The sequence below is a fragment of the Lysinibacillus sp. F12 genome (assembly GCF_057773605.1).
In genome coordinates this window covers 227,005-251,776 of record NZ_JBYMLP010000004.1, presented here as the reverse complement: position 1 = coordinate 251,776, position 24,772 = coordinate 227,005, and the positions used below count along the sequence as shown (strand labels likewise).

26 protein-coding genes are annotated in these 24,772 nt (G+C 36.4%); 16 read left to right on the top strand and 10 right to left on the bottom strand.

Annotation, left to right across the window (positions count from 1 at the left end; all coding sequences use genetic code 11):
• Positions 1-26 precede the first annotated feature (26 nt).
• Positions 27-872, bottom strand: a complete 846-nt coding sequence (locus AC3CH7_RS19020) for a VOC family protein (protein WP_281486889.1) — start codon at positions 870-872, stop codon at positions 27-29.
• Between the two features lie 392 nt (positions 873-1,264).
• On the opposite strand from AC3CH7_RS19020, the gene AC3CH7_RS19015 reads away from it, so the two are divergent.
• Entirely contained in the window at positions 1,265-1,435 is a 171-nt protein-coding gene (locus AC3CH7_RS19015; protein WP_012292147.1) for a hypothetical protein, read from the top strand.
• Positions 1,436-1,519: 84 nt separating this feature from the next.
• The gene (locus tag AC3CH7_RS19010; RefSeq protein WP_012292148.1) at positions 1,520-2,350 is read left to right on the top strand and encodes an aldo/keto reductase; all 831 of its coding nucleotides are present in this window, start codon (positions 1,520-1,522) and stop codon (positions 2,348-2,350) included.
• A 24-nt stretch (positions 2,351-2,374) separates the two neighbouring features.
• Here the strand turns inward: AC3CH7_RS19010 and AC3CH7_RS19005 are convergent, their stop codons facing one another.
• Together AC3CH7_RS19005 and AC3CH7_RS19000 are read right to left on the bottom strand one after the other, a co-directional pair.
• Positions 2,375-3,238 (bottom strand): RluA family pseudouridine synthase, encoded by an 864-nt coding sequence (locus tag AC3CH7_RS19005; RefSeq protein ID WP_012292149.1) that lies wholly within the window; start codon positions 3,236-3,238, stop codon positions 2,375-2,377.
• A gap of 54 nt (positions 3,239-3,292) precedes the next feature.
• Positions 3,293-3,718, bottom strand: a complete 426-nt coding sequence (locus AC3CH7_RS19000; RefSeq protein WP_012292150.1) for a disulfide formation protein C — start codon at positions 3,716-3,718, stop codon at positions 3,293-3,295.
• A gap of 183 nt (positions 3,719-3,901) precedes the next feature.
• Between AC3CH7_RS19000 and AC3CH7_RS18995 the strand changes: the two genes are divergently transcribed.
• Positions 3,902-5,017 (top strand): GAF domain-containing sensor histidine kinase, encoded by a 1,116-nt coding sequence (locus tag AC3CH7_RS18995; RefSeq protein ID WP_012292151.1) that lies wholly within the window; start codon positions 3,902-3,904, stop codon positions 5,015-5,017.
• Between the two features lie 12 nt (positions 5,018-5,029).
• Entirely contained in the window at positions 5,030-5,677 is a 648-nt protein-coding gene (locus tag AC3CH7_RS18990) for a response regulator (protein WP_008173403.1), read from the top strand.
• A 53-nt stretch (positions 5,678-5,730) separates the two neighbouring features.
• Here AC3CH7_RS18990 and AC3CH7_RS18985 read toward each other — a convergent pair whose 3' ends face one another.
• Positions 5,731-6,852, bottom strand: coding sequence for a response regulator (locus AC3CH7_RS18985; RefSeq protein ID WP_012292152.1), 1,122 nt, complete (start codon positions 6,850-6,852; stop codon positions 5,731-5,733).
• 571 nt (positions 6,853-7,423) lie between these two features.
• Between AC3CH7_RS18985 and AC3CH7_RS18980 the strand changes: the two genes are divergently transcribed.
• Positions 7,424-8,350, top strand: coding sequence for a helix-turn-helix transcriptional regulator (locus tag AC3CH7_RS18980; RefSeq protein WP_488381827.1), 927 nt, complete (start codon positions 7,424-7,426; stop codon positions 8,348-8,350).
• A 63-nt stretch (positions 8,351-8,413) separates the two neighbouring features.
• Entirely contained in the window at positions 8,414-9,157 is a 744-nt protein-coding gene (locus AC3CH7_RS18975; protein WP_232900804.1) for a zinc ribbon domain-containing protein, read from the top strand.
• A gap of 18 nt (positions 9,158-9,175) precedes the next feature.
• Here AC3CH7_RS18975 and AC3CH7_RS18970 read toward each other — a convergent pair whose 3' ends face one another.
• The 4 genes from AC3CH7_RS18970 to AC3CH7_RS18955 all read right to left on the bottom strand — a co-directional run bounded on the left by AC3CH7_RS18970 (position 9,176) and on the right by AC3CH7_RS18955 (position 12,853).
• The gene (locus AC3CH7_RS18970; RefSeq protein WP_031418244.1) at positions 9,176-10,084 is read right to left on the bottom strand and encodes a cation diffusion facilitator family transporter; all 909 of its coding nucleotides are present in this window, start codon (positions 10,082-10,084) and stop codon (positions 9,176-9,178) included.
• Positions 10,085-10,277: 193 nt separating this feature from the next.
• Positions 10,278-11,597 carry a hemolysin family protein gene (locus AC3CH7_RS18965; RefSeq protein ID WP_031418246.1) on the bottom strand — a complete coding sequence of 440 codons (1,320 nt, stop codon included), beginning with the start codon at positions 11,595-11,597 and terminating at the stop codon, positions 10,278-10,280.
• Positions 11,598-12,061: 464 nt separating this feature from the next.
• The gene (locus AC3CH7_RS18960; protein WP_236249574.1) at positions 12,062-12,478 is read right to left on the bottom strand and encodes a hypothetical protein; all 417 of its coding nucleotides are present in this window, start codon (positions 12,476-12,478) and stop codon (positions 12,062-12,064) included.
• Between the two features lie 171 nt (positions 12,479-12,649).
• Positions 12,650-12,853, bottom strand: a complete 204-nt coding sequence (locus AC3CH7_RS18955; protein WP_031418249.1) for a YheE family protein — start codon at positions 12,851-12,853, stop codon at positions 12,650-12,652.
• Positions 12,854-13,042: 189 nt separating this feature from the next.
• On the opposite strand from AC3CH7_RS18955, the gene AC3CH7_RS18950 reads away from it, so the two are divergent.
• The 4 genes from AC3CH7_RS18950 to AC3CH7_RS18935 all read left to right on the top strand — a co-directional run bounded on the left by AC3CH7_RS18950 (position 13,043) and on the right by AC3CH7_RS18935 (position 16,369).
• Entirely contained in the window at positions 13,043-14,185 is a 1,143-nt protein-coding gene (locus AC3CH7_RS18950; protein WP_012292160.1) for a DUF445 domain-containing protein, read from the top strand.
• Positions 14,186-14,201: 16 nt separating this feature from the next.
• On the top strand, positions 14,202-14,549 hold the full coding sequence (locus tag AC3CH7_RS18945; RefSeq protein WP_012292161.1) for a YlbF family regulator: 348 nt from the start codon (positions 14,202-14,204) through the stop codon (positions 14,547-14,549).
• A gap of 130 nt (positions 14,550-14,679) precedes the next feature.
• Positions 14,680-15,342: a ribonuclease H family protein gene (locus AC3CH7_RS18940; protein WP_488381826.1), complete on the top strand. Its 663-nt coding sequence runs from the start codon at positions 14,680-14,682 to the stop codon at positions 15,340-15,342.
• A gap of 118 nt (positions 15,343-15,460) precedes the next feature.
• Positions 15,461-16,369 (top strand): copper amine oxidase N-terminal domain-containing protein, encoded by a 909-nt coding sequence (locus AC3CH7_RS18935; RefSeq protein WP_488381825.1) that lies wholly within the window; start codon positions 15,461-15,463, stop codon positions 16,367-16,369.
• A 46-nt stretch (positions 16,370-16,415) separates the two neighbouring features.
• Here AC3CH7_RS18935 and AC3CH7_RS18930 read toward each other — a convergent pair whose 3' ends face one another.
• The gene (locus AC3CH7_RS18930; protein ID WP_012292164.1) at positions 16,416-16,796 is read right to left on the bottom strand and encodes a hypothetical protein; all 381 of its coding nucleotides are present in this window, start codon (positions 16,794-16,796) and stop codon (positions 16,416-16,418) included.
• 175 nt (positions 16,797-16,971) lie between these two features.
• Here AC3CH7_RS18930 and AC3CH7_RS18925 point away from each other — a divergent pair, with 175 nt between their 5' ends.
• On the top strand, positions 16,972-18,477 hold the full coding sequence (locus tag AC3CH7_RS18925) for a coproporphyrinogen III oxidase (RefSeq protein ID WP_012292165.1): 1,506 nt from the start codon (positions 16,972-16,974) through the stop codon (positions 18,475-18,477).
• Positions 18,478-18,514: 37 nt separating this feature from the next.
• On the opposite strand, the gene AC3CH7_RS18920 is transcribed toward AC3CH7_RS18925, so the two are convergent.
• Positions 18,515-19,594: a CdaR family transcriptional regulator gene (locus AC3CH7_RS18920; protein WP_099806326.1), complete on the bottom strand. Its 1,080-nt coding sequence runs from the start codon at positions 19,592-19,594 to the stop codon at positions 18,515-18,517.
• Positions 19,595-19,759: 165 nt separating this feature from the next.
• Between AC3CH7_RS18920 and AC3CH7_RS18915 the strand changes: the two genes are divergently transcribed.
• From AC3CH7_RS18915 to AC3CH7_RS18895, 5 genes are all read left to right on the top strand, one after another.
• On the top strand, positions 19,760-20,899 hold the full coding sequence (locus AC3CH7_RS18915; RefSeq protein ID WP_200990650.1) for a glycerate kinase: 1,140 nt from the start codon (positions 19,760-19,762) through the stop codon (positions 20,897-20,899).
• The gene (locus AC3CH7_RS18910) at positions 20,900-22,246 is read left to right on the top strand and encodes a GntP family permease (protein ID WP_012292168.1); all 1,347 of its coding nucleotides are present in this window, start codon (positions 20,900-20,902) and stop codon (positions 22,244-22,246) included. It abuts the gene before it with no gap.
• A 72-nt stretch (positions 22,247-22,318) separates the two neighbouring features.
• A complete protein-coding gene (locus AC3CH7_RS18905) occupies positions 22,319-23,497 on the top strand; it encodes an MBL fold metallo-hydrolase (protein ID WP_012292169.1) in 1,179 nt (392 codons plus the stop codon).
• Complete coding sequence (locus AC3CH7_RS18900; RefSeq protein WP_012292170.1) at positions 23,484-23,732, top strand: DUF3006 domain-containing protein; 249 nt, start codon at positions 23,484-23,486, stop codon at positions 23,730-23,732. The genes AC3CH7_RS18905 and AC3CH7_RS18900 overlap by 14 nt, the downstream gene beginning before the upstream one ends.
• 192 nt (positions 23,733-23,924) lie before the next feature.
• The gene (locus tag AC3CH7_RS18895; RefSeq protein WP_012292171.1) at positions 23,925-24,713 is read left to right on the top strand and encodes an HAD family hydrolase; all 789 of its coding nucleotides are present in this window, start codon (positions 23,925-23,927) and stop codon (positions 24,711-24,713) included.
• Positions 24,714-24,772: the final 59 nt, after the last annotated feature.

Below are 24,772 nucleotides of genomic sequence, written 5' to 3'. Positions count from 1 at the left end.
TTCTCATTTGTGAGAACTGCTTTTTACTAAAATTTTAATAATACAACATTTCCAGCTGGATCTTCAGTTTGGAATCCACCGTCTATATCGATAACACGTGCACCAATTGTGCGAAGGTTTGCTTTCATCATGGATGCTTGTTCTTCATTATCTAAACGCAGTGAGAACGTTTTTAAGCCTACTTGGTTTTCTCCAAGCTTTGGAGCATTTTCTGAGTGCCAAGTGTTTAAGCCAATGTGATGGTGATAGCGGCCAGTAGAAATAAATAATGCCTGTGAACCATAGCGTGCCACAATATCATAGCCTAAGCCCTTTGTGTAAAATTGTTCAGCCTCTGCCAAGTTCGAAACAGATAAGTGAATATGTCCCATCACTGTACCTGATGGGAGGCCATCCCAATTTCCATCACCTTCTTCTAAAATCGATCGAATATTTAGTGGCTCTGTTACCATATTCACTTGGTCCTGATGCCAATCCCATACATTTTCAGGGCGATCTGCGTATACCTCAATACCATTATGATCAGGATCATTTAAATAGAGTGCTTCACTGACAGCATGATCAGAAGCCCCAAGATATACTCCTTTTTCGTGAAAATGCGTTATAATATTTGCCAAATCACGACGAGTTGGTAATAGTAATGCAAAGTGATAAAGTCCAGTCGTCATGCTAAGCTTTTCTTCCACTGTGTCTGGTTGGACTATTGTTAATAGTGTAGTATGTCCATCTGCTGTTAAAGTAGCTTTATGTGATTCTTGGTGTAAAACGTTGAAGCCAATAACCTCTTGATAAAATGTTAAAGAACGTTGAAGATCGCTTACTTTTATTTCAACATTTGTTACATATGTGTTAGGTTTTTCATGAAAATGCATATAGAATACCTCCGGTAAGTTATTTTTATTCATTTAGTTACTTTATGTAAGTTAGTTTATTTTAATAATAACTGAAAGTCAAGTAAGTTATTTTATTGTCGACAAAAAAGAAAATCACTAAGCATATCTAATGCTTAGTGATTTTCTCGAGGTATTATTTATCCGCTTTGTAATCGCCTTCGTACCCAGCAGTAAAAATAGCTGTTAAGAAAGCAACTGTTACACCAATGATTAATAATAGTTTCATGGAAGTAACCCTCCTCATGTAATAAAGACATCTCTATTTAGTATAGCCTATCTACTATAAAAATGAAACGACATACCTGAATAAAATATGTCAGAAATGGTTCAAACGTATAATTATCGGGAAAACTATTAAGGAGGTGATTAGTATGAAAAAAAAGGTGCCAAACATTGAAAATGGTACGATGGCGAGAGATATGAAGGAATTAAAAGATTTGGGCAAACAAATGGAACATTTACGTGATGGTCTAGAGCTTGCGGATGATGAGCGTATTGCAGATCCTATTCAATTGGAAAGTATCGAGGAAAAGGATGAATAGTGGTAAATAACAGTAGCTTCCTTATTTTTCTTAAATCCAATTTTTTGTATAATGGTACTAGGAAAAAGAAAGGGGTTGTGATTCGTGTATTTACAATCATCGAAAACATTATCAAATGGAGTAGAAATGCCTCGTTTCGGCTTAGGTGTTTATAAAATGACAGATCATGAAGAAACATTACAATCCATCGATACAGCGCTGAAGTTTGGTTATAGAGCTATCGATACAGCATCTTTGTATGGGAATGAAGCAGAGGTAGGAGAAGCTATCCGTTATTCAGGTATACCACGTGAGCATATTTTTGTTACCACAAAAGTATGGAATAATGACCAAGGATATGATGAAACCTTACGGGCTTTTGAAGTATCGCTAAAGAAACTTAAGATGGATTACGTAGATTTATATTTGACACATTGGGCTGTTCCAGAAACATTTGAGGAAACTTACCGCGCTATTGAGCGCCTATACGATGAAAAACTAATTCGAGCAACTGGTGTGTCGAACCATCATGAGCATCATTTAGAAAAAATACTAGCAAAGGCCAATATTGCTCCAATGGTTAATCAGGTGGAAATGCATCCGTATTTACAGCAACAAGCATTAAGTGCATATTGCCATGAACATCAGATTGCTGTCACTGCATGGTCACCGTTAGGGCGAGGTGGCGTACTTGATGATTCTACTATCTTAGAAATTAGCAAGGAAATCGGCAAGACCACTGCTCAGGTAGTGTTACGCTGGCATTTACAAAATGACACATTAATTATTCCTAAATCAGTGACACCAAGTCGAATTGAAGAAAATGCACAGATTTTTGACTTTGAATTAACACAGACTCAAATGGAAAAGATAGCGTCATTAAATCGTAATCAACGATTTGGGCAAGATCCAGATCATTTCAAATTTGATTTTTAGTTCTATATATAAATCCCGCTCTCGTTATTGAGAAGCGGGATTTTTTGATGATTGTTCGTCCTTGACGGTAATGCGTTTATTTAAAAATGGATGGTCAAATTCTAATTGGATAGCATGGAGTTCATAATCACCACTAGCAGTTTCTCTTGCGCCGTACATAGTATCACCAATAATGGGATGACCGATGTAGGCTAGATGTACACGGATTTGATGTGTTCGACCAGTTTCAAGAATCAAATGGACCACACAAGAATTCTTGTAGCGTGAAACGACTTCATAATGGGTCACTGCATGCTGTCCAGTTTGCGACACGACACGTCTAGAAGCGTGATGTCGATCCTTACCAATAGATTCAGAAATGGTACCCGATGAGGAGCGTATATTTCCTTGTACTTCCGCTGCATATGTCCGAATAATAGATTTTTCTTCAATCATTCGATCGAAAATTGATTTCGCTAAAGGATGCTTGGCTACAAGTAATAAACCTTGTGTCCCTTTATCTAATCGATGGACATGCTCTGCATAAATACCACCTTGTTCTTGAATATGTGCCATAACATGGTTCATACATGTATGGGTATCTCGGTCATCATTAGGGTGAGTTGCCATACCCTTTGGCTTCGATACGATTAAGCAATGATCATCCTCATAGACTATATCAATCGCACAAACAGGTGTTCGTTTATAGCTAGACGCTGGGATTGGGAATGTAAATTTGACAATAGTGCCGACTTGTAAAGGAGTATTCCATTGAACAAGTTCATCATTCTCTAAAGTAATAGCTTTTGCCATACGTAATTCATGTACGAGCTTTTTACCTAGTCGCCAGTGATTACGTAACAGTTCCTCAATCGTTAAGTTATCTTCATTAAATGCATAAAGAAACATTGATCTTCCTCCGTAGAAAAGACCGTATTCTAATGGTAGAACACGGTCTTTTGATTATTTTACAGCTTTTGTAGCTTTGATTAAATAGAAGCTTGCCCCTGCAATTAAAATAAATGCAGTTAATGCTAAAAATGGGATAGTAATAAAGCCTAACCAATTAATATATTGTCCTGTACATGATACGGCGCCACAAGAAGGGGCACTATCCGCTAAAAAGCTAAGCTTTTGAATGCCATAATGATAGAGTGAGATACAGCCTCCGATAACAGAAAAAACCGCTGTTGTAACAGCAATACGAGCATTTTTTTGTATAAAGGCTACAGTGGCCATAATGACAATCGGGTACATAAAAATACGCTGTATCCAACATAATTTACACGGTTCATAATGACGAATTTCAGAAAAGTATAATGAACCAAGTGTAGCTACAGCAGATACTATCCATATAAATAATAAGCCATTTTCCTCTTTTTTAGACATATCAATTCTCCCCTTTATAAAAACACTACTTGTACGATTATAGTTGTTCTAGTTTTATATGTAAATTAACTTACGCAAAATAAGGAAGATAATTTCAGTCTAAAGTATGAACGGCTAATGAAGACGAGCCTAATGCCTTAATGGTATCATTAATAATAGTAATGCTAAAGAAGAGGTGTTTTCGTGAAGGAAAATGAGCATTCCAATATAAGTATATTAAAGGAAATTGCAGAACTATTAAATGAAGAAACTGAAATCGTTACGATGCTAAAAGGGGCCCTTATCAAATTTTTAAATGGCACGAATTTTGAAACAGGCTGGATTTTTTTTATTGATGCAAAGGGACGCTCGGAGCTTGTTGTTCATGAAAATTTACCAGAGGCATTGGAATTTAAAAACTGTCACTATTTAAATAAAGGTGGCTGCTGGTGTGTATCTCGTTATCGTAATGAGGAGCTAAAAAAGGCATCTAATATTATTGAATGTCAACGTATTGAAAGTGCAATCGCAGCTAATGTTGGGGATCATGAAGGAATTACCCATCATGCCACTGTGCCCCTTCAATCAGGGCAGGAACGTTTTGGTGTACTAAATGTAGCTTCTAAGGATACGGTACGTTTTTCTGAGGAGGAGCTAGCTCTATTGGAGTCAGTAGCATTTCAGATGGGTTCTGCTATAAAGCGAATTTTACTGACGAAACAAGAGCAAGAAATGGCCCTTGTAAAGGAGCGCAACCGTCTAGCAAGGGATTTACATGATTCTGTCAATCAACTATTATTTTCGGTTACGCTAACGGCGAGAGCTGGTATTGAAATGACACAGGATAGTGATGTGAAAGAAACATTTAAAGAGATACAGCATTTAACTCAGGATGCGCTTACAGAGATGCGAGCATTGATTTGGCAGCTACGACCAAAGGGATTGGAAAATGGCTTACTGGAAGCGATAAAAGTATATGCTGAGATGCTTGGCTTAAAATTACATGTTACGGTTTCAGGAGTCCTACAATTTCCATCGCGCATTGAAGAGACATTATTTCGAGTAGCTCAAGAGGCTTTAAATAATGTGCGACGCCATGCTGGTGTTTTAGAGGCAGCACTTTATATTACCGTCACGTCTACAGATATTTTATTGGTTATACGCGATGAGGGACGAGGGTTTGTCATTGACAATAATACGAAGCTATTGTCAATGGGCTTACAATCCATTAAGGACCGTGCAAAATCAGTGGGTGGCACTGCTGACTGGGTAAGTGAAATGGGCAAAGGTACGGAACTGCTAATCCGCTTGCCATACTAAGGGGGAGAGGTCATGATACGTGTATTAATTGCAGACGATCATCACGTAGTGCGTCGAGGATTATTGTTTTTCTTAAAGACACAAAAAGATATTGAGGTTGTTGGAGAGGCAAAAAATGGACATGAAGCCGTATCATTAGCAGAAAGTATCCAACCAGATATTATTTTAATGGATTTAGTGATGCCTGAGTTGGACGGCATACAGGCGACAAAGCGCATTAAAGCAAAATTTCCAAAAATAGAGATTTTAATGCTGACAAGCTTTTCAGATAGGGACCATGTTGTCCCTGCAATGGAGGCAGGGGCAGCAGGCTATCAATTGAAAGATATTGAGCCAGATGAATTGGTTTTATCAATTCGTCGCATTATGCGTGGCGAAAATACATTACACCCAGAGGCTACAACCACACTTGAAATGGATCGCCAGGAGGCACAGAATGCCCCACATTCGTTAAATCCATTAACACCTCGTGAGCAGGATGTGCTGGCAGAGCTAACAAAAGGGAAAAGTAATCGAGAAATTGCATCCTCATTGTTTGTTACAGAAAAAACAGTTAAAACTCATATTTCTAATATATTTACAAAATTACAAGTACAAGATCGTACCCAGGCTGCTCTATATGCGGTTAAGCATGGTTTGACAGAGGGAAGCGGTAGCTAAAGCAAAAACGACGAGTTTCTACAATGTGTAGGAGCCCGTCGTTTTTAGTGTGGTTATTTACTTTCCACAAATAATTTTTTTGATATCTCTAATAAAGTAGAACTTGGAGGTAATGCTAAATCCTCTTTTAGTTTTTGTTTATACGTTAGGAAAATTTTGTGCGCCTGCTCATGAAGACCCGCCTGAATTAATGTGTATAAATAGTGCTCAAGCTTTTGTTCATTATAGGGATCATATTCTAACAAAGCATGTAAAAATTCAATTGCTTTATCAGTATCTGAAAAAACGGTAGTTTGGAACCCTTTTTCTAATAACTCTATGTATGATTTCGTTAATCTATCCTTATAGGCTTTTGCCCATTCATAATCATCGAATACAAATAAACCATTTTTATAAATTGCTAGACATTGATGAATTAAAGATATAGAAGGAAATTCTAATCGTGAAAAATCCTCATGAAGTTTTTGAAAATCATATAAGTCACACACGAGACTTGGTTTTTCAAAAATATAGTATTTATTTGAAAAAACAATACAGTTTTCATAGCCAATTGTATTTAATGTTTTTCGTAAGTACGACAAAGCTGTATGAAGATTTGATTTGGCTCTTACATAATCTAAATCTGGCCAAAGTATTTCAATTAAATAATCTCGGTGAATCGGGATATTTGGATGCAAAATAAAATAAGCAAACAATTCCTTCGTCTTTTCGGTTTTAAATGCCACTAAGCTTTTATTGCTATAAACAGCAAATTGATCAAAGCATTGTACGTTTAATAACGTTTGAGTTGCCTGTTGAAGCATTTGTTGTATTGAAAATTCATGCTCAATACGAGTCACCGTTTTTTCTAAACGAGCATGGCTGATAGGTTTTAATAAATAGTCAAGCCCACCAATTTCATAAGCCTGTAAAGCAAATTCATGATAGGAAGTAATAAAAACAACACTGACATGTGGACGCTCTGTTTTAATCATGTCTGCTACTTCAAGTCCAGAAAGTTCTTTGAGTTTTACCTCTAAGAATAGAACCTCAAATTCTATCGAGGGCAGCTCATTAAGAAATACTTCTACACTAGTAAAGGTTTGGATAACCTGAATTTGTTGAAATACTTGTAATTTATTTTGAAAATAATGTAAAGCTAAAGGTTCATTGTCTATTAAAACGGCTCGAATCACATCAAACTCTCCTTTTTACAATTAAATTAAAAACCATTAAACTCTAGTTCATTTTGGTTGAAAAGGCTTTCTATATATACTGAAAGGGCATGAAAAGATAAAATCACTTAATTTCTCTATTAAAAATTTGATACTAGAATAAAGCAATTTGTAGTAGGTCTTCCACAGGCGAGAGTTAGTAATCCTGTGGGGGTGTCACATCACGCCAAATCCTTTCTTAGAAAGTATTCGCCGTTCATTATATAGAAGAAAGAAGTTTTTTATTTGTGTTAAGAGAATTGAAATAATTGTTTAGGCGTTTATGTATCAAACTATTCTTATAAAAAATTGAAACAGTTTATATTTAGTAGGAATTAAATGCTGTAAGAGATTGACTTTTAAAAGTAATATTTTTTCTTATATTGTAAAAATAGTATAATGATTGTAATAATTAACCAGGCGTTATTATAGTACATTTGTCTTAAATAAAACTCAAAAAGTACTTAAAAAATACTTAAAAATATAGGATGATAGTAATTAAAATGCATTTTGCTGAGAAAAAAATAAGATCTTCTAAGAAAGGGGCTTCGCTATGAAATTAGAGCGTCTGCTAACAATGATAATGATATTAATCAATAGAAAAAAGGTAACAGCACAAGAATTAGCAGAATTATTTAATGTGTCGGTCCGTACTATTTATCGAGATATTGAAACGCTAAGCTGTGCAGGGATACCAGTTATTAGCCAACAAGGGGTGCACGGAGGAATTAGCTTAATAGATGGCTATCGTGTAGATAAACAGGTTTTAACAAAGGAAGAGCTTGCGTCTCTGACAATTGCCATTAAAAGTGCTTTGACTACCTATGAAGATTCACACGCATTAGCTGTTCTCGAAAAGCTAACAAGTATTGCAGATGATCATGTAACACAAACCATTGACCACTTATTTGTGGATCTGAGTCCATGGGGGCCAAACATCCTGTTTAAAGAACATATTACGAGTTTAAAAAGTGCTATAGAAAATAGGCATTGTGTAAGCTTTACTTATACCACGGCGCATGGAGAGTTAACAAAGCGAGTGGTGGAACCTCATACAATAGTTCAAAAAGGGAAGACTTGGTATTTATACGGCTATTGCACATTAAGAATGGACTTTCGTCTATTTAAACTGGCAAGAATAAAGAACTTAATGCAAGAAGATTTACACTTTGAGCGGAAGGAAATTAATTTAAGTGAACTTCCATGGGGGAAGGAATGGTATCAGCCACAAAACGTAGTCGATTTAGTAATTAGTTTTGATACGGCTGTAACAACATTAGTGGAAGAATCTTTTGGAGTAGCATATGTTGATCATGGGCAGGACAAAATTTATATATCTATACCAGAGGATGAGTGGCTTTACGGTTTTTTACTTAGTTTTGGCAATCGCATAAAAGTATTAGAGCCGCTCCACATAAGGGACATACTTCAAAAACGTGCGCATGAAATTGCTCAATTATATAATCCGGATAATAGTTGACAGACAGTTGTCAGGTTTCCTTTGCTATAGTAAGGACAAATAAAGCGAAGGGTGGAATCAACAATGATGCAAAGCTATTGTCAAAGCTGTGGAATGCCTCTAACAGATGAGGCTTTATTAGGAACGGAAAAAGAAGGTCACAAAAATCAAGACTATTGTACATATTGTTATGAGGAGGGGAGCTTTAAACAACCTAATTTAACCGTTGAAGAAATGATTGATATTTGTGTGCCACATCTAAAGGGAGATGGCATGCCTGCAAACGAGGCCCGTACTATGCTTACATCTTTTTTGCCAAGCTTAAAAAGATGGAGAAAACAGGAGTGGTCAGAACCAAAGATTATAAAAAGAGAAGCATTCCAAATCATAGGAATTTCGACGAAAACAAGCAATGCAAATGAACTGACAGCACAAGCCAAGATCCCGCAATTATGGCAGGATTTTTATGAAAAAAATATTGTTGACCAATTATCTAAGCTGGATAATCAAAATGTGTACGGTTTGTATTCGGACTATGAAACCGATGTAAATGGAAATTATGCAATTACAATTGGTGTAGAAGCTTCAAAGATGAATGACGCATCACCTGAGTGGGTTATTAAGACTATTCCAGCAGCTAAATATTTAGTATTCACATCACATAAAGGGAAAATGCCAGAAATTGTTATCCAAACATGGCAAGAAATTTGGGCATGGTTTGCAAATTCTGAGGTGGAACGAACATATACTGGTGACTTTGAATTGTATGATGAACGCTGCGCAAACCCTCAAGAGGCGCAGGTGGAAGTTTATATCGCTATAAAATAAAAATAAGTCTCCTACCAATCAACTGGTAGGAGACTTTTCATCGTTTTGAGGGGGGATTATTTCAATATGTGGTTCGATATGCACGAGAACCTGACAAAACCGATTTTCTCGCAAGATGGTACGTTCTATTTCTTCAGTAATACGGTGACTGTCAAAAACATTTAAATAAGGGTCAACAGTTACGGTTATGTCGATAAAGTACATATTACCGTGAGCACGGCCTTTAAAGTCTAGGAGCTCGATTACACCGTCCACATTCCGAATTAGGACGGATAACGCTTCCACTTCATCGATATCAAATGCATCTGTAAGACTTTGAACAGCTTCCCAAAAAATTTCTACTGCTGTTTTAATAATTAAAACAGCAACAATAAGGGCCGTAAGAGAATCGATAATTGGAAAACCAAAAATTGCTCCAAAGATTCCTATTGCTGTGCCAATACTAACAAATGCATCTGATCGATTATCAAAGGCAGCTGCTTTGACAGCGGAGCTTTTTATTTTTTTAGATAGTGCCAAATTATAGCGATAAACGATATACATGACAGCACCACTACCTATTGCTACAAATGCGGTTAAGAGGGAAGGAGTTGTGCCGGATGGTGCCCATAAGCTTTTTAAAGAATTGATTAAAACTTGGAGACCAACAACAAGCATGATAAATGATGCTACTAAAGAGGCAATGGTTTCAGCTCGCAAATGCCCATATTGATGATTAGAGTCAGGTGGCCTTTGCGCAATTCGTAACCCAATTAATACGGCGATGGATGCGATAATATCCGTAGTGTTATTTAAACCATCAGCTTTTAATGCCTCCGAGGTGCCGATATAGCCAATCGTTAGTTTGATGGAGCTTAGGATTAAATAAGTACCAATGGATAACCAAGCGCCTTTTTCCCCTTGACGTAAATTTGTATAGAGCTCCATTTTGTTTCCCCCTCGCAAAATTTTCTGACATTAGAAAACGACTCCCTATTATTAAAAGGGAGTCGTTTTTATCTATTATCACGGTATTAACTCCCACCTATATAAGGTGTGAGAAAAAGCCCATATTTATAGCATGAATCATATAAGTTTGCCTTTAATAGTAGCACGCTCAATCATACAAAGCAATGAAATCTTACTCCGTAACGGCGTCAAATTCATTTGATAAATCAGTTTCAGGTAACTTCAGAACTTCTAAGTATAAAATATGGTGACCATCTAATTCTTTTGCAATAAATTCATAACCTTGCTCCTGAATGCTGTCTCCTTCGACTGCATCGAAGCGTTTTGTCATAAACCAACCACCGATAGTATCAATATCATCATCTTCTATGTCAGTACCTAGCATATCATTCACATTTTCAAGAAGCATTTTGGCATCTAAAATAAAATGATTATCTGCAATTTCTTGTACTTCCGGGATTTCATCTTCGTCGAATTCATCTTGAATATCGCCGACAATCTCCTCAATAATATCTTCAATCGTCACTAAACCAGATGTTCCGCCATATTCATCCATTAAAATGGCCATATGAATACGTTCACGTTGAATTTTGAGTAATAAATCGTTAATTTGCGTTGTTTCCATCACTCGAATGATAGGCTGCATATAGTCAATAACTGGTTTATCCCCATTTTTCGAGTCTTTAATGTAAGCGGTTAATAAATGTTTCATATTAACTAGACCAATAATATGGTCTTTATCGCCGTCAATAATCGGGTAACGAGTATATTGCTCAACACCCATTAAATCAAATACTTCTTTTATAGTCAGTTCTTTTTCAATGCCAACAATCTCTGTTCGAGGAACCATTATTTCCTTGGCAAGGCGATCTGAGAACTCAAAAATACTATTTACATATTCATATTCTGCGTTATTAATTTCTCCACCCTTTAAACTATCCGATAAAATCATACGTAGTTCTTCCTCTGTATGAGCTACTTCTGATTCTGACATCATTTTTAAGCCGAAAAGGCCAGTTAAGCCACGGGCAGATCCGTTTAATAACTTTATGACTGGATACGTAATGTTGTGGAATAAAATTAAAGCGCCAGAAAAGTTTAATGTGACAAATTCTGCTTTTTGGATGGCTAATGTTTTTGGCGCCAATTCCCCAATAACAACATGCATAAACGTAACGATTGAGAATGCAAGTATAAATGAAAGGATAGATGTTATACTACCATTCAAATTTAGAAATTCAAACACTGGGTGCAAAATAATTTCGAATGTAGGTTCACCTAACCAACCTAAACCGAGTGCAGTAATGGTAATACCTAACTGACATGCAGATAAGTACTCATCTAAATCTGAAACAACACGTTTTGCATTTTTCGCTTTCTTATGCCCTTCTGCGAGCAATTGATCGATACGTGTAGTTCTCACTTTAACGATTGCAAATTCTGTTGCAACGAAAAATCCTGTCATTATAATTAGTAGGGCGAATGCCGCCAACCTAATGGTTATCTCCAATATGTCTCCGTCCAAATAATTCCTTTGTTCCCGCCCAAATGAGGGAAGTAAACAAAGTGTACACCTCCTATGATTTAAAAAATTGTTGGATGTTTCAATAATAAGTTATTTAAAAGAAAAACACAAATATTGACAACAACTTTTTCAGTTGATTTTCAATCCCGTTTAAAAAAAATAGGTAGAATCAAAAGTAAAGTAATTGTCAACGCCATTGCAATATGCTAATTTAAAATTGAGCAAAGATAGTTTGTTTAGGGAAAGAAGCATTTTGCATCTCATATAATACGACACGTCAAAAATCTCAAGAGTGCGTTTACTTGCGGATTTTTTTAAATGAATTATTTTGTATAGCTAAAGGAGAGACTCGATAATTAATTGGGACTTTCCTTTTTTTTGTGAAAAAAACTTAGAAGGAGCAGTCTCACATGTGACTGCTCCTTCTAAGTTTATTCCTGTTGGAAACGTAATTTTAAACATGCCTTCTCCACATCATGAAAGGATTCTTTTAAAGGTAAATCACCCGTAAATGGTGCTATAGATACTGGTGCCTTTTCCGTAATACCTTGCTGAGTCAACATATAATTTTTACCGTTATAAGTAAAGTACATTGTTTTAATTGATTTTTTACCAAAAGTGCTAGCAGAAGAGTCAAAGAAACCTTTTAGTTGACTACAATATTCATTATAGAAATCGCCATTAATACCCGAAATGGCTTCAAATTTTTTAATATCTAAATTACCAGCTTCGTCAGCTAATTCGAATATTTTTTTGGAAAATTCTGAAAAGAATTCTTTTACTTTTACACGTATTAATGCTTTTGAATGATAACTGTTTAAGTCATCTGAAAGCGTGACTTTACTCATTGAAATGGCCCCCTGCATAAAAAACATATACTATTTAATTGCTAACCTTAATGTATAAGAAATATATAGGAATTTCAACATGTATCAACATAATTAGCATAAAGGACGTGCTATATATAGTAAATATAGGTATTTTTATGTGGGAGGTAAGCGAAAAAATTACTATAGTTTTTAATCATATACATGGAATAGCATTAACTCATGAATCATTTTTTTAACATCCTCTTCGTTTGGTGGTGTTGGTCCCGTCCATTGAATAGTGCCATCTTTTAAATATTCAGCAGAGTAGCGTTCACGTTGATAAAAAAATGCAATAGTCCACCCTGGAAGTTGGGTATTTTCAAATAATGGCTTAAAACTAAAATGCTGAATCATCATAAAACCTCATTTCTATAATATGTAGTTCATATTATTCAAGGATAATGGTAATTTTGCAACTATTCACGTTTATGCTCAAATCTAAAGGGGGTATTTCTTTCGTTGGAAATCATTGCTCTGCTATAATAAGTGCAGAAGGCGACAAGAAACGCCAATCGTGAATACAACTGAAATGAGAGGATACTAATGGACAATTTTATAGTGACATTACTTTTTATGGCAATTATAGGCGCAGCAATCGGAGGCGTTACCAATCACCTAGCCATTAAAATGCTTTTTCGTCCACATAACGCAATATATATTAAAAACTGGCGCGTTCCATTTACACCTGGTCTTATTCCAAAACGACGTGACGAATTAGCAAAACAGCTTGGTCTTACCGTTGTAAATTATTTATTAACTCCTGAAACATTTAGAAAGAAATTTTTCTCGAAGGATATTCAAGAGAAGGTTGAACAGTTTGTGCAAACGAAAGTAGAGGAAACCATCTTTACAAATGATAAAACCATTCAAGATTGGTTAAATATTGCGGGGTTTTCTCATATGCCAGCTACGATTGAGCAGAAAGTTGAAGCAATTGTTGAGGGACAATTTGCATCAGTGAAGAATACACTATCAACAAAATCAATTCGTACACTGCTATCGTCAGATATGCAGGATACTCTTGATGCCAAGATTCCTGTAGCAGTCAGTCATATACTAGAAAAAGGCGAGGATTACTTTTTATCACCTGAAGGTGAAATGACAATTAAAGCAATGATTGATGATTTCTTATCATCAAAAGGATCATTTGGTGGTATGATCAATATGTTTTTAGGTGATTCATCGTCCCTTGTAGGAAAAGTTCAACGTGAGCTCGTAAAATTTTTACAAGCTCCGGGCACGTCAACATTATTAACAAAAATATTTACGCAAGAATGGGAAAAATTAAAAGATCGACCAGCGATGGACTTTTTGCAAGACATGCAGTTTGATCCGATTTTATCGAAATTACAAATGTATGTAAAAGAACAATTAGCTGTCGCCGAACGTTTAAATCAACCTATTTCTTATTATTGGCCTGAAGGAAACGAATGGATGAAAAATTCGGTCATTCCACAAGCAATTGACAAAGCTTTTGTCAAAGCAGAGGAAAAACTAGAAGATGTACTTAAACGTTTAAATTTACAAGAAGTTGTTCGTGAGCAAGTGGATTCTTTCCCTGTTGAGAAATTAGAGGAACTTGTATTAGGTATTTCAAAACGTGAATTTAAAATGATTACCGTATTAGGTGCAGTTCTTGGTGGATTGATTGGAATTGTGCAAGGTTTAATTGTTAATTTTATTTAAAAAGGAGATTGTTTAAATGGTTAATATTTATAATGACATTAATGCACTAGAGGCAACTTTCCGTAAGACCCCAGAGTTTGAGGCTTTACAAGCGGCGGTTGAAGTTGTAAAGAGTGATGAAGAGGCGTTAAATGTCTTTAAAAACTTCCGTAAAATTCAAATTGAATTACAAAAGAAACAATTAGCTGGAGAGGAATTATTGGAGGATGAACTTGTTTATGCTCAAAAGGCATCTCAGCTTGTACAGCAAAATGAAAAGATTTCAGCTATGCTTGAGGCAGAAATGAAATTAAGTAAAGTGATTGAGGAAGTAAATCGTATTTTAATAAAGCCAATTCAAGGCCTATATGAGGATATTCAATAAATCATTCATATAGTAAGGAATAATTGTCTGAGGAATTGCACATATACAAGTAATAGGAAAACGTGTATCCGCTAATCGGAGCACGTTTTTACTTTATATACACCAGTCAATTGTATTGGAGGTTTTATCTATGTATGTGTTCATTGAATGGACCTATAAAACACCGAAAGGAGCCACAACTGTTTTACGTTCAGAAGAGATGCCTGCTGCGCAAGCGCTATTACTAGCAGAGGATATGGAAAAGACCGGAAGAGTCAAGTCCATTCATTGCTTGGATCGTCAAGATACAAGTTGGACAATAAAAGAACTCAAAACCTATCTAAAAGAAATAGATACAGAGCCGCATAATATCATTGTCTATTTCGATGGAGGCTTTGATCGGGGGACAAGACAGGCAGGGCTTGGATGTGCTATTTACTATGAACAAAATGGCAAGCCTTATCGTTTAAGAAGAAATGCTTTTTCATCCGAGCTTACATCTAATAATGAAGCAGAGTATGCTGCGCTTTATTTAGGTGTAGTAGAGCTAGAATTGCTAAATGTCCATCATCTACCTGTCCAAATTAAAGGCGACTCCCAAGTAGTTATCAACCAATTAAGGGGGGAATGGGCAGCATTAGAAAAGGATTTAGTAGGTTGGGCAGATAAGATTGATGCCAAATTAGCACAGCTTACTATTCAACCGGACTACCAGCTAATCACTCGCAAGGACAATTCAGAAGCAGACCGTCTTGCTACCCAAGCATTAAATGGAATAGATATTACAGGTTTGAGTGAACTCGTAAAAGAATAAATGTAAGAGGTGTCAGTAGTTACTGTCACCTCTTTTTTAAATTCTCTATAGGTGATGAAACTTTTTCCCCATTGAAACTACTACTCCTATGAACCCAAACAATAAGGAGAGATATTTTATGTATATGAAAAAATTAGCACCTGTAGCTTTGTCTGCATTATTAATGGGGAGTGTTATGATACCTGTTGCTTCGGCAAATGAGCAAAAAGATGAAGTTGAAATTCCACAAATTCAAATTGATCCAGTACACATTTTCAATCAAACACATGGAACAGTTGAAGATGTTCGCGTTGGTAAAGACATTACATATTACACTGTTAAAGACGGAGAGCAAACAAATATACTAGAAATTACAAAAGATACTCTTGTGTATGATAATACTGGTAAAAAAGTAGAGCTTAAAGAAGGCGATCAGGTAGTGGCGTATACCTTTGCAAATAAACCACAAAAATATATCTATCCACCGCAATTCAATCCAGAGATTATTATTGTAGATTCAAAAGAAGTTGGGTTTGTAGAAGTGGATTATTTCTTTGATGACTTAACAAACACATATGATATTTTAAAATTAAATATCGGTAAAGAAACAGAGCTAGTCAACGCAAAAGGTAAAAAAGTAACATCAAAAGATTTAGTAGAAAAGCATTTAGCTGTTTTCTATACAGCATCTACTAAAAGTACTCCTGCACAAACAACACCATCGAAAGTAATTGTTCTAGACGACAATTCTGAAATTTCTTTAAGTCCAATAGATGAGGAAATTAATACGATCATTGCCACGGATTATTATATGGTAGCTGAAACAACAATGGTGCCTTTACGTAGCATTGCAGAAAAGCTTGGCTTTCAAGTAGAATCAAAAGGTAAAACGGTTATTCTAACGAAGGGCAATGAATCTTATACAATCACACGTGGTGAAAAAGCGTTTGGTTACAACAAATCATTACTCACTTTGTCAGTAGCACCCTCTTTGAAAGATACGAAAACTTATGTCCCTGTTGAATTCATTGAAGAATATTTGAAATAAATTTGAAACTAGTATGCCAACTTTTTGTGGCATACTAGTTTTATGTTCAAGAGACTATTTTGGAAGAATTAAAAGTCGGATATCTTTTTACGAATTGTTGCAGGCAATACTTGAAAGACACGGTATTCATAAAGTTATTAGCTAATATCATTTCATCTGAATACAATAAAAGCTGCTGGAAGTGCTGTTTAACAAATGCCCTAGCTTTCTCATAGTGCTTGTTGATAGAAATAGCTCCATACATGTCTTGTTGGTCAATGATGTAGATAAAGTCACAAATCACATTATGTGTCCCATACTTAAATAATACAGTGACATATAATGTTTTTTCATCACATCGCGCTAAGTCAAAATGGTGGAATGCTACCTCTACTTGATGAATAAAACTCGAAATGAATGGACGTTTATTATTTTTTAAAAGAAACACTATCAACACCACCTTTTGTAAAAATTATAATGATAAAAAATTAGTTTGTCTATATATAGACTGAATATTCTGTTTTTTTGTAATTCCCTATTGTTACTTTGCTTAAAGTCATATAAATTTGTTAAACTTAAGTCTGCAATATATATGGAATAAGAAAAGAAGAGAGCGAAACAATATGAAAATGATTCACATAGATCAAAAATATCCCGAAGATTGGATTCGCGTATTAAATCATATAGCGAATTTATTTTTTGAGGATTCCAAGCTGCGAGTGGAGCCGGAGGAAGCAGATATGTCGGTTTCATTTACGTACGACGTTGAAGAGAATTTTACTATTTCTACAAAAGCAATATTAACTGTAGATGGACAACAATATACAAATAATTACAGCATCCAATATGAATCAGCTGCAACTGGTCGTGAACTCAATATACGTATGAAACGAGCATTATCTCATGTATTTTTAGATGTTCTCGAGCAGCATACAGGGGTACACCAGCAATGGGGGATTTTAACAGGAGTTCGTCCGACTAAGCTCTATCACAAGTTTAGAAAAGAAGGAAAAGGGGAGCAAGAAATTGCTGAGCTATTAATTCGAGATTTTCGCCTGTCTGAGGAAAAGGTGGCACTTTTAAAAGATATCGTGGAACGACAATTAGTAACCATTCCAGATATTGATCAAATTGGGCAAGAGATTAGTGTATATATCGGCATTCCATTTTGTCCAACAAAATGTGCCTATTGTACGTTTCCAGCCTATGCGATAGGAAGTAACCGTAAGCAAGGTCGTGTAAATACATTTTTAGATGGCTTGCATATTGAATTACGCGAAATGGGGAAATGGCTCAAAAACAATAATATGAAGATCACGTCTATTTATTGGGGAGGCGGTACACCAACTTCCATTGAAGCAGATGAAATGGATGCCTTATACCAGACGATGTATGAATCTTTCCCAAATCCTGAAACAATTCGAGAGATTACAGTTGAAGCAGGAAGGCCAGATACGATTACACCGGAAAAATTAGAAGTTCTTAAAAAATGGGGAATTGATCGTATTAGTGTAAATCCACAATCTTATACAGATGAAACGTTAAAAGCAATTGGTCGTCATCATACAGTTCAAGAAACAATCGATAAATTTTGGCTTGCTCGTGAATCAGGGATGAACAATATAAATATGGACCTCATTATTGGTTTACCAAATGAAGGTATTGAAGAATTCCAGCATTCGTTGGTGGAATCAGCTAAGATGCAGCCTGAGTCATTGACTGTCCATACATTATCATTTAAACGTGCATCTGAAATGACTCGCAATAAAGATAAATATAAAGTGGCGGATCGTGATACAGTTGCTGAAATGATGCAAATGGCACAAGATTGGACAAAGGAAAATGACTATGTTCCATATTATTTATATCGCCAAAAAAATATTTTAGGTAATCTTGAAAATGTTGGCTATAGTAAAGCTGGTGAAGAGAGTATTTATAATATTGTAATTATGGAAGAAGTACAGACAATCTTAGGGGTTGGTTGTGGGGCATCTTCTAAATTTGTTCATCCTGAAACAGGAAAAATCACGCAATTCCACAATCCAAAGGATCCTGCCGCCTATATTATGACCTTTGAAGAGGCTATCGGGAAAAAAATTGAGTTTTTAGATGAGTTATACAAAATATAAAATAAAGGCGGTCTGAGTTATTCAGATCGCCTTTATTTTATAAAGTTCTTAATGTACACGCCATTTGCAATATAACAGCATCTTCAAAATATTGTGGGTCATAGCCAGTTAACTCTCTTATTTTATTTAATCGATAAGTAAGTGTATGGCGATGGATATTTAGTTGCTGTGCACAAAGCTTTAACTGTAAATTGCAGTCAAAAAAGGATTGTAATGTTTCCAATTGTTTTGCGTTGATATTTTTTAGTATTCGGTGATGGAAGGCTTGTACCTCCTCTGATTCACGATGTTTAAAAAGAGAAAATAACTCTACATCTTCGAAAAAGGTAATCTCGTTATGGATGGTAGCGAATTCAAGTGCTGTTCTAGCTCCCTGATAGCTATAGGGAAGTTGCGAAAGTTGCTGCACAACAGGACCAATACCAATTTGTAAGGAAGGAAGTTTTTGTTTTTTCTTTCTTAAAGCTTTTATAATGGATTGATAGTTTTGTTCCTGGCGATATGTTAGCAGTATATAATACTCCTGTAATTGGCTATGTCCAGCTAGAATAGGCTGTCTATAAAATAAATCTTCAAAAAAGAATGGCATCCTATTTTCTAAATAAGATGTTTCATGTAAACTCACTAAAATAACTTGGAAGGGTGCTATTAGTGAAAAGGGTAATTTCTGAATTCGTTTATTTAAAGTAGCATCAAGCTTACTTCCATGAACGAGTGCCTCGAATATGTAGTCATTATTCTTCCGTTGCCACTCGCTTTTAGACTCGACGAGTGCTTGATGTGTCATGATCTCTGTCGTTAATTGAACAAGATTGGCGATTTCAAGCATTTCTTCTGAATTTCCAGTTATACCAATAACACCTACAACTTCATCCTGATACAGGATAGGCATATTAATGCCAGGCTTTGTATTTGGATACAATTCTATATTATCCTCATTAATAATCAACGTTTTTTTTGTTTGTGCTACGTAAACTGCACCTTCGTGAATATCCTCCACCCTCATCTTATCTCCAGAAGCTAAAATAACACCAGTAGGGCTAATGACATTAATATTGTGACGTAAGCGTAACATTGTTTGATGTACGATTTCATCTGCTAATTTTTTGGTCAACATGTTTATACACCTCGGATAAAAAACAGTCTGTTATAGGACAGATAAATTGTACATTTATTATAATGTTTTCTGAATTTATTGTCATTATAATAATTTGTAAGCGCTTAACTAAGGAATTTGAAAATTTACGTAAGTGTCAATAGGCGACATAAGTGGAGGTATTGTATGAAAGTCATTATTAGTCCAGATTCCTTCAAGGGTACTCTATCGGCAGTTGAAGTAGCGAAATCCATGCAGCAAGGCATTCTGGATGTAAATCCATCAATAGAAACTATTATTCTACCGGTTGCAGATGGTGGCGAGGGGACACTTGATTCACTTATTGCCTCTACGGGTGGTCAGTATTTTTCAACGGAAGTGCTAGATCCAATAGGAAGAGACATACAAGCACAGTATGGTGTATTGGGTGATAAAGAAACATGCGTGATTGAAATGGCTCAGGCATCTGGCATCATGTTGCTACAAGACCATGAGAAAAACCCTGAATTTGCTACAACGTATGGTACTGGCCAATTGATTAAGGCGGCACTCGACCGAGGCTTTAGAAAATTTATTATCGGTATTGGTGGAAGTGCCACAAATGATGCAGGGATTGGCATGCTCAAGGCATTAGGTGTGCGATTTATAAAGGAAGATGGCTCAGATTTAGAGGATGGTATTTCGAGTTTAATGGAATTAACTGCAATAGATATAAGTGGACTTGATGAAAGATTGATAGGAGCGATATTTACCATTGCCTGTGATGTGGATAATCCATTCATTGGTGAACGAGGAGCAACAGCTATATTTGGCCCTCAAAAAGGTGTGCAGGACTATCAAATTACACATTTTGATAACTGCTTAAAGCATTTTGCAGATATCATCGAGCAACAGTTTGCTATTCGATTGCACGATTATCAAGGAGCGGGAGCTGCAGGAGGATTAGGTGGCGCGTTAATCGCATTTTTAAACGGGACATTTCATGCAGGAATTGATATTGTCATAGATGCTGTCCAGTTACAGGATCACTTAGCAGCCGCACAGTTGGTAATAACGGGTGAAGGGAAGTCGGATCTCCAAACATTACATGGTAAGGCTCCATTAGGAGTTGCTAAAGCGGCCGCTTTAGCACATGTAGAGGCAGTTTTATTGTCAGGAGACATTGATAGTATGGCTAAACCTGCACTTCAAAATTATTTTAGTGTTGTGGAGACATTAGTAGATGAGGAGATTACTACTGAGCAGGCAATGCGAGAACCCGCTTATTTTATTCGTTTAAAAACTAAGCAAATCTTTGAGCTTTACATACAAAAGGGGGATGACTAGATGTTATTCATCATTATTTTACTAGGGGTATTGTTTGTTGTATGGGGCACGGCCAAATTAAAGCTACATCCTTTTCTGGCGTTATTAATTAGCGCCTTCTTCGTTGGAATTGCTTCGGGAATGCCACTATTAACAGTGGTAGAAAGTATTAACACTGGCTTCGGTGGTCTAATGACGAGCATTGGCTTAGTAATTATCGCTGGAACAATTATAGGTTTAATTTTAGAGAAATCAGGCGCTGCCTATCGAATGGCAGAAGTAGTTTTACGCATCGTTGGTCCAAAACGTCCACAACTTGCGATGTCTTTAATTGGTTACATCGTATCTATCCCAGTATTTTGTGATTCAGGTTTTATTATTTTATCGAGTTTGCAAAAATCATTAGCAAAACGGGCTAATGTAACGATTGCATCCATGGCTGTAGCTTTAGCGACGGGGTTATTTGCAACACATGTATTAGTACCCCCTACACCAGGTCCCATCGCAGCAGCTGGAAATATTGGGGCGGCCAATTATTTAGGGACAGTTATTGTCATTGGTTTATTAGTAGCGATACCTGCTACATTTGTAGGCTATATGTGGTCAGTGAAAGTTGCAACCAAAATTCGTGTACCCCAAGATGAGGTAGAGGCATTAGATTATGAGGAAGTCATTAAATCCTTTGGCAAAATGCCTTCAACATTTAAAGCCTTTTTACCAATCGTTCTACCTATTGTTTTAATTGGTCTTGGCTCAATAGCATCGTTAGCGGGTGATCCCGAATCAACATTCAATACGATTTTTAAGTTTTTAGGTTCGCCAACAGTAGCATTATTTTTAGGTGTAGCAGCTGCCTTTTTATTATTGCCTGAAATTAGTGAAACGACCTTAACGGGCTGGATTGGTGAAAGTTTAAAAGAAGCCGCGCCTATTTTACTTATTACAGGAGCAGGTGGTTCGTTTGGAACAGTTATTAAAAATGCTGGTGTTGGAGAAATACTACAGGAAATGGACTTGGGGATGTTTGCATCAGGTACTTTGTTCTTGCTAGTACCGTTTATAGTAGCAGCTGCCTTAAAAACTGCTCAAGGATCTTCGACGACAGCGCTTGTCATTACGTCTACTTTAGTAGCACCAATGCTCGTGACACTTGGCATTGAGGGCGCTGTCCCATTAGCATTAGTAGTAATGGCCATTGGAGCTGGTGCAATGACGGTTAGCCATGTGAACGACAGTTTCTTCTGGGTAATTACACAGTATAGTGGAATGGAAGTAACTCAAGCTTATAAGGCACAAACCGTTGCTACATTACTACAGGGCATTGTCACAATCATGATTACAATGGTTTTATGGTGGATATTTGTTTAAAGTACAAGGAGGGCTGCCCCATGGGAAGCTCTCTTTTTTGTATAATAGAAAAATAGAAAGGAAGTTAGTAACATGAGAAAATTAATAGTAGTACTCCTTTGCATTTTTTTATTAGCAGGCTGTACAGAAGCAATTAAGACAGAGCGGGTGCCTGTAACGGCTGGCGATGAAATGCGAGTTCATTTTATGGATGTGGGACAAGGGGATTCCATATTAATTGAATCGCCAAATGGGAAAACCATGCTTATTGACGCTGGTGTGAAAGGTGCAGGACAACAGGTAGTTTCTTATTTAAAGGAACTTGGTGTGAACAAACTTGATAAGGTAGTGGCGACACATCCCGATGCTGACCATATTGGTGGGCTCATTCCAGTGTTACATGCAATCCCTATTGAGCAATTTTATGATTCGGGCAAAGTACATACTTCTCAAACTTTTGAAGAAATGCTGATGGCGATTGATGAAAAAAACATACCTTATTATGTGCCGAAAACAGGAGATTTTATTGAATTTGATAAGGATGTAACGGTGAAGGTTTTAAATGCAAATGAACATGCAACCGATAATAATGACGCTTCCATTGTCTTAAAAGTGGTTTATGGCAATGTATCCTTTTTATTAACGGGAGATGCTGGCATAGCATTAGAGAAGGAAATGATGTCAAATGATGTAACAGCTACTGTTCTGAAGGCAGGGCATCATGGTTCTAATACCAGTAGCTCAGAAGATTTCATTCGTGCAGTGAAGCCAGAAGTCACTATATTAAGCTATGGTGAAGATAATAAATATGGACATCCACATGCAGAAGTAGTAAATCGATTGCAAGCTATTGGTAGTAACATCTATGCCACTGCGGATTTAGGAACGATTACAGTGGCAACAAATGGGGTAAACTACACGGTGAATGGAAAGAGGGCTGTAACTCAAAAAAAACCATCCACGGTTGAACCAACAACTGCTGTTGAGATTGTCAGCAAAGATTTAGTGACAGAAATTGTAGGCATTAAAAATAACGGTCAACAAGCTGTTTCGTTAAACGATTGGCAGCTCATTTCTCTGGAAGGAAATCAAGTCTTTAATTTTCCTAATCTATCCTTACAACCTGGTAAAATTATTTATGTTACTAGCGGGGCTAATGCTCGTGAAGGGGATAATTATTTAAAATGGACCACTAAACAGATTTGGTTAAATGATGGAGATGCTGCGCAATTACGGAATGAGAAAGGGGAACTTGTTAGTGAGCTCGACTAAATATACTTTAGATCGGATTGAAGACGGTTATGCTGTTTTTTTAAAGTATCCTGAGGAAGAAGAACAAATTATTATTTTACAGTCAGCTTTGAACAAGCCTGTGCTTGTTGGGGATCGTGTACAGATAGAAGAAATAGATGGCATGTACCATATTGAGATTTTAAGAGAAGAAACGGAACAAAAAAGAGCCGATATCCAGAATTTAATGGACCGTTTACGTCATAAAAACAAATAATAAATGATAAGCTGTGGAAGTTACCCGCAGCTTGTTTTTTTGATTGAGCAATGTCCTGTCCATCAGCCTTCTTTGGATAGATGTTTAGGTGTAAGGGATTTGAGAGGAATTGGACATAATTTGTTATCCTAAATATTTTGAAAATATGCTAAAATAATAGTATTAATCAGGAGCTAGGAGCGTACGGACAAAATGTCGATAAACACTATTATTTTTGATTTAGATGATACATTACTATGGGATAAAAAATCAGTAAAAACTGCTTTTGAAAAAACATGTGACTATGCTGCTACGATACATAATGTGAATTCTGCAGAGCTAGAAGAAGCAGTTCGTCAAGAGGCTCGTGCGTTATACGAAGGCTATGAAACGTATGACTATACGGTATTAATTGGTATCAATCCTTTCGAAGGTCTATGGGGAACATTTGATGACCCTACTGAATCCTTTCAAGCCATGAAGAGGCTTGTACCGGGCTATCGTGCGGCAGCATGGACAAAAGGTTTAAGCGCCCTTGGTATAGAGGATGCAAAATTCGGAGCAGAGCTAGGAGAACGCTTTGTAGCTGAGCGCAAAGCATCACCATTTTTATATGAAGATACATTTACTGTGTTAGACGAATTGAAAGGGAAGTACCAGCTTGTTTTACTTACCAATGGTGCACCTAGTCTGCAAAATTTAAAGCTAGAAATTACGCCTGAAATAGCGCCGTATTTTGATCATATTATTATCTCAGGAGACTTTGGAAAAGGTAAGCCAGACGCTTCTATTTTTGAGCATGTGATGGAGAGAACAGGCATTACAGCGGATGATGCCATTATGGTTGGCGATAATCTCAATACTGATATTTTAGGCTCTTCTCGCGTAGGAATGCGAAACGTATGGATTAACCGCGATAATAATATGGCCAATGGAGCTGTGACACCAACCTATGAGATTAGCTCTTTAACAGACCTAGTAAAACTTGTGAAACAGCTTTAAAAAAATGTACTGCACCTTCAAGGATGCAGTACATTTTTTTGTAGAAATATTAAAAAGGC